The following is a 5426-nucleotide window of genomic DNA, read 5'->3' as shown; positions in this document are numbered from 1 at the left end:
GGGTTGTACAGCTCGTACAGATCATCCGGCTTCGGTTTTTCCGGCTCGGTGGCGTCCTTCGGCACATCCTTCAGCCACTTGATGACGGTCGTGCGCGAGATACCGAGCTCGCGGGCGATGGCGCTATGGCTGGCGTCGGGATGTGCCGCGGCGTACTCGCGGACGAGCTCGGCCTTCGGTTTTCGCCCGTTTCCTTCACGCCAATTGTCGTTGTTAATATCGCGAATAGCCCGTGCGCCCTCAAGGTGCTTTGCCTGAGATCGCCCGTTTCTCTTGTTTTTCGGCAACTCGATGGCCGTGCGGCGCTCAATTCGGTCGCGGGTGAGCTTGTGGATGATGGGGTCGTAGTACACCTCGATCGCGGAGAGTGCGTCATCCTCGGTGAAGTGGTTGTCCTCGCGCTCCGTCAGGTCCTCGAGTGTCGGCACGAGCGCGAGCGCGTCGGCCTCGAGCTCCTCGTACGGGATGCCGCATTTCTTGGCGTAGGCGGCCAGAACGTTGAGGCACCAGTAGCGGTGGTGGTCGGTGGCCTTCGTCTCGACCTCCCCACGCCACCAGTCGTAAAGGTCGCGCTTGCAGGTCCAGCGCCCGGGGGCCTTGCCCTCGACGATGCGCGCCTGGTACCACTCCGGCCAGAGCTTCTTGGCACGCTCGATGGGGGTCCGCCCGGCGGTGCGCATGAGCTCTATAAATTCGGCGCGGTCCTTGCCGCCGCGGACGCCGGCGTATCCGAGCAGGTAATCCATGCTGCAGAGCCAAGGTTTCCCGTCCTCGCCGTTGTGCACGAACGCCACGGCCTCGTACTTGTCCTTGATTTTCGACCTCTCGGTCTTGCCATTCAGCTTCGTCGGCGTGCCGGGCATCCTGAAGGGCTGGTAGATGCCCTGGTGTTGGACTTCCTCGAGCGTCGAGACGGTGTCGCGCCAGATGTAGTCCGTGAGCATCGCCTTGAACTCCTGCAGAAATGGCACGACACGCGGCACCAGCGGGATCGGCTGGTCAAGCACGTAGTAGAGGTGGAAACCCGTACCTGAGTTCACGAGGAAGGTCGGCTGGGGGAGAGACACCCACTTATCTGCCGCAAGCGCCGGGTCACGGCCGTTGCGGAACTGCTTCAGCATATTCTTCAGTTCCTGCACGCCGACGCCGTCGAGGTCGATTGCGAACGCGTGCAGGAACCGCGCGTTCGCAGCAACGCGGCTCTTACCGAAATACGACACGGGAGCGCAGAAGACGGACTCGTTCTTCCTGTTCGAGTCGATGACGCGCTCCATCACGCCGTCGAGGTCATCGGTCAGCGTGAACCGCTCGACCACGGGGACGTCGTGTTTACGGCCCGTCTTGGTCTTGACCGTCTTGGTCACGTTGGTGATCTGGATGGCGATACCGTTGGGATGGCCGCCACCCCTCTCGTGCCACGGGACCTCCTCGCCGCGGGGCTGCAGGAAACCCTCGGGGAAGATGGTCCGCCAAAAGTCGTACGGGCTGACCCATTCCCAGGACGGATAGTCGGACAGAAGGATGTCGTTCTTCTCGATGTAGGCATGGCGCTGGGCTGCCCACCAGGCATCATCGTGCCCGGGTCTCTGCTTGCGATCTGCCACTGAACACCACCCTCCATACCAGCCGCCCCCGAGGGCTAAGGCCTCGCCTTTACAGGACGTATATTATCAATATATTTATTGTACACCTCTGCGGCGAAAAAAATCGGGCCCATGGAACCCGAGATTATGGGCCGCCCCCGAGGGCTAAGGCCCCGCCTTTACAGGACGTATATTATCAATATATTTATTGTACACCCCTGTGGCAACCCGATCTGAGGCCGGTGAACGTCTCCCGCGGCGGCCAGTGGGGTAGAATCACAGCGGCGGATTCCCGCGCGCGGGCGATGCTTTCCCTTGGAGGTGTCGCTTATGTCGAAGGTCTTTGAAGCCCTCGCCGCCCTGGCGGCGGTGGGCACGTTTATCGTCACGTTTCTCGACTCGTACGAGATCAAGTTCAGGATTCGGAGGCGCGCGCGGACTGTGCGCGATGAAGGGCGGCGGGAACGCCGCAGCAAAAAATAAGGCCGGGGTTGCAGCCCCGGCCTTTGAACCTGAAATCCGCATCGCCCGCGTAACCAGTTAACCATCTGCGCGGGGTCCGCTTCTTTCACTTACGATTCTACCCGGTGGGGCGGCGTTTTTGCAGACGCTCCACCGTTTTTTTACGCCTGCCACCAAGGGCGCCCGAAGGCACCGTACGGCGGCGCTAGTGCTTGGGCCCGCGGCGCTTCTGCTCGGGCGTCGGCGGATCGCGCCGACGCCGGGTTTCGCCATCGCCCGCGAGTCGCGCCCGCTCGTCGGCGAGTTTCTTGCGCTCTGCGGCGAGCTCGGTCGCCTTGATCAGGTTGCTCGACATCATGATCGCCGTGCCACCGCGCTGCAGGCGGTGCACCTCTTGGTCGAGATCGGCGATTTGCTCGTCAAGCTGGGCGATCATCTCGGCGCGGGTATCGACCTGATCCGCGGTGGCCATGGCCACGCGGCGCTGGGCCTCGGCGGCTGCCGCCGCGGTGGCCATGGCCACGCGGCGGCGCTTTGCCAGGGCGCCCTTGTGCCTGCCCTGGACGCGGCCGCGCTTGGCCTTTTCGATACGACCGCGCTGGCGCTCGAGCTCCGCGACCTCCCGCTGCAGCTGCTCGAGGGCGGCACCCTCCTGCTGAAGCTCCGCGCGAAGGACCCGAAGGCGCTCGTTCCTTGCTTTGATTTCCTCGTTGAGCTTGACGCGATCGGCATGGCCGATCAGGCCAGCGCCGCCCTCATGGACGGTCGGCTGCTCATCCATATACCTATCTTTATTGGAACGGTGGTCGATTGACTGCGGAGCGCTGCCCGTCATTGCCGCCGCCTGGGCGAGATGCCTGTTTGCGATTTCCGCCCAGGCGGCGCGGATGGACGTCAGCTCGGCCTTCTCGGCATCAAACGCCTTGGTGCCGTCCGTCTTGGCGGTGACGGCCACTGGCGTCTTGGTCTTGCGGTCGTCCTTGGTGAGGCCCTGGGCCTCTGCCTGGGACATGGTCCGACGCTCACCGTCCTTGAAGTTGTATACCTTCTCGATGCCCTCGGCCTTGGCGGCCTTCCAGTCCCTCGCCTCGACCATGACGTTGCTGCCGTCGGGGTAGCGGCACAGGTAGACCTTGGTGGACTTCTGGGCTTTCGGGCGCTCGAAGCCGCCGGGGCCGATCGCGAGGGCGCTCACGAGGACGTGGGCATGCGGGTTGCCGTCACCTGAATCGTGGATTGCCCAGTCGCAGGCTCTGTCATTGAACAGGCCGCAGAAATCGAGGACGCAGGCCCGCTGGCCGTCCAGGTCGAGCTCGCGCGGCAGGGCGAACTCGTAGCGCTTCGCGACGAGTTCATTGCCCCCGGCGTATACGCGCTGGGCCTCGTTCCAGATGGCCTGGCGGTCGAGGGCGGGCATGCCACCGGGAAGGACGATGCCGGTATCGGCGATGCGCTCGGCACGGGCGTAGCGCTTGAGCTCGCCTGTGGACTCGTCCCGTAGCGTCTCGCCGCTCTGGTAGGCGGCCGACGCGACGGCCGACGAGCCGCGCGCGGGCGCGATGCCGCGGGCGTTGAGGTGGTAGATGGCCATGACGTCTGCCTCCTTCCAGGCAAGCGAGCGAAGTGAGCGCGCAGCGCCGCGGCGGTCCGTGAGCGTGGTCGCGAACGGGCGCGGCGGCGCGCAGGGCAAGGGAGCGCGAGCGAGCGCGCATGCACTTCAGAAACCGTGAGCCGCGTCAGGCGAACGGTCGGTGATGTGCCGGAGAGGCCCGCCGCCCAGGCGCGCACGCAATGTCTCACTCTCGCAGCGGCGTAGCCGCGAGAAAGTGAGACTAAGTGCGCCCTACCTATGGTAGGGATATACCCGGCTCGCGATATTTTAACGCGCGAACGGGTATATTTGCTTGCAGAGAACAACACCGACGAGCAGGAAGGGCGGTCGATATGACAGCTTCGATTGACGAGCAAATCGCGCGCAAGAGGGCGGCGGCGGACAAGCAGGCCGCGCGCGCAGCGGCGCTGAAGAAGGAGCTGAAAGACCTCGAGAAGAAGAAAGCGGCCGCCGAGCGCAAGGCCCGCACGCATCGCCTTGTCGAGATCGGCGCGATCCTCGAGCAGGCAACTGGCCTGACCTTTGATACCGAGGACAGCCGCCGAGCTCTGTCCGCGGCACTGAACGAGCAGCTGTACTACTCCAACGGCGTGGCGTTTACCCGCGGCGGGGACATCGCCAGCGCCTGCGGCGAGCCGGACGGGGATCAGCGATGAACGTCACCATCACTTTTAAGAACAGGGTCGAGAGCTTCTACACCCGCGCCGACGGGTCGGCGGCGTTGAGCAAGGACGTGCTAGAGCTCACCGCCGACGGGTCGGCGACGGTGCTCTGGAGCCGCCTCGAGTTCGACAGGGGCGGCGGCGATGACGGGACCAAACCCCGCGTCGAAAAAGGCTACAGCCGCGAGGTGTTGCGCCTGCCGCCCGCGGCGGCACTCGGCCCCGACGGCAGCCTGGACGAGTTTTGGACTCGCGCTGCCCAGCACTGCGACGTGGTCGAGGTCGAGCTCGACGGCAAGCTCGTGTACCCGTTCTGATCCCGGCGGCACAGCAAAACCGACGAGAACCCCGCGGACCATCTGAGGGTCCGCGGGGTTCTCGTCATTCTCCCCCTGGGCCGAGCAGCTTCATGGCCATGCGGCCGCGGCGCCACCACGGCGTGGCCGCGATCGCCTGCTGACGTTCGGCGAGCGATGCGAGCTTTCCGGCGAGCTCCGCGACCCTGGCGTTCGCCTCGGCGAGTTGCGCCTTGGCCTCGGCCTCGGCGCGGGCGGCGCGGTCGCGCTCGGCCGTAAGCGCCTCCATCAGCTCGGCGTTGCGGGACCGTTCGATTTCCAGTTGGGCGGCCAGGGAGTCGACCAGGGAGTCCGGGGCGGGTGCAGCGGGCGCGTCGACTGGCTGGCGGGACGGTTTGCCGGGGTTCTTCAGGGCGGCGGCGATGGCTGCGGCGGCGAAGTCATCGAGAAAATCGGTGTTCCCGTTTCGTGAAACATGGTTTCCCAGTCCCAGTTTCTCGATGTAGTTCGCGACTGTGCGCTTTGAAACACCCAGCTCAGATGCTATTTCACGCTTCGTTATGCCCATTGGTCAACCTATCGTCAATCGGGAATGTTTCCCGGGAAACATCGGGAAGTTTCACGGCTGTTCCCGATGATTTTACCGTTTCCCGTTCCCGTTTTTCCCGTTTCTCGTTCTCCGCGTCGGCACGCTTCCAGTACTCCTCGATCCCGGTATCCAAACCGATGGCCTTCTGCGCGAGCTCCAGCCTGGTCATAGCGGACTGCGGCGGGCTCAGGTGCCCGCGGTCGCTGGCGCTCGACCATCGCG

General features: G+C 64.6%; 7 protein-coding genes. 3 read left to right on the top strand and 4 right to left on the bottom strand.

Features of this window, described 5'->3' with window-relative positions:
* A partial coding sequence (locus AAAV44_RS09840) for a hypothetical protein (protein WP_349115471.1) occupies window positions 1-1604 on the bottom strand: 1604 nt, incomplete at its 3' end.
* Between the two features lie 309 nt (window positions 1605-1913).
* On the opposite strand from AAAV44_RS09840, the gene AAAV44_RS09835 reads away from it, so the two are divergent.
* On the top strand, window positions 1914-2066 hold the full coding sequence (locus AAAV44_RS09835) for a hypothetical protein (protein WP_349115470.1): 153 nt from the start codon (window positions 1914-1916) through the stop codon (window positions 2064-2066).
* Between the two features lie 184 nt (window positions 2067-2250).
* Here AAAV44_RS09835 and AAAV44_RS09830 read toward each other — a convergent pair whose 3' ends face one another.
* On the bottom strand, window positions 2251-3636 hold the full coding sequence (locus AAAV44_RS09830; protein ID WP_349115469.1) for a MobA/MobL family protein: 1386 nt from the start codon (window positions 3634-3636) through the stop codon (window positions 2251-2253).
* Between the two features lie 353 nt (window positions 3637-3989).
* Between AAAV44_RS09830 and AAAV44_RS09825 the strand changes: the two genes are divergently transcribed.
* Window positions 3990-4313 carry a hypothetical protein gene (locus AAAV44_RS09825; protein ID WP_349115468.1) on the top strand — a complete coding sequence of 108 codons (324 nt, stop codon included), beginning with the start codon at window positions 3990-3992 and terminating at the stop codon, window positions 4311-4313.
* Window positions 4310-4636, top strand: coding sequence for a hypothetical protein (locus AAAV44_RS09820; RefSeq protein ID WP_349115467.1), 327 nt, complete (start codon window positions 4310-4312; stop codon window positions 4634-4636). The genes AAAV44_RS09825 and AAAV44_RS09820 overlap by 4 nt, the downstream gene beginning before the upstream one ends.
* A gap of 64 nt (window positions 4637-4700) precedes the next feature.
* Here the strand turns inward: AAAV44_RS09820 and AAAV44_RS09815 are convergent, their stop codons facing one another.
* Together AAAV44_RS09815 and AAAV44_RS09810 are read right to left on the bottom strand one after the other, a co-directional pair.
* Entirely contained in the window at window positions 4701-5183 is a 483-nt protein-coding gene (locus tag AAAV44_RS09815) for an HTH domain-containing protein (protein WP_349115466.1), read from the bottom strand.
* On the bottom strand, window positions 5164-5426 hold a 263-nt coding region (locus tag AAAV44_RS09810), incomplete at its 5' end, for a hypothetical protein (protein WP_349115465.1). The genes AAAV44_RS09815 and AAAV44_RS09810, both read right to left, overlap by 20 nt.

Source organism: Collinsella sp. CLA-AP-H1 (assembly GCF_040092945.1).
Taxonomy (GTDB): Bacteria; Actinomycetota; Coriobacteriia; order Coriobacteriales; family Coriobacteriaceae; genus Collinsella.
Note: the sequence above shows the minus strand (reverse complement) of the source record. Positions and strands in the feature narration are given on the sequence as shown.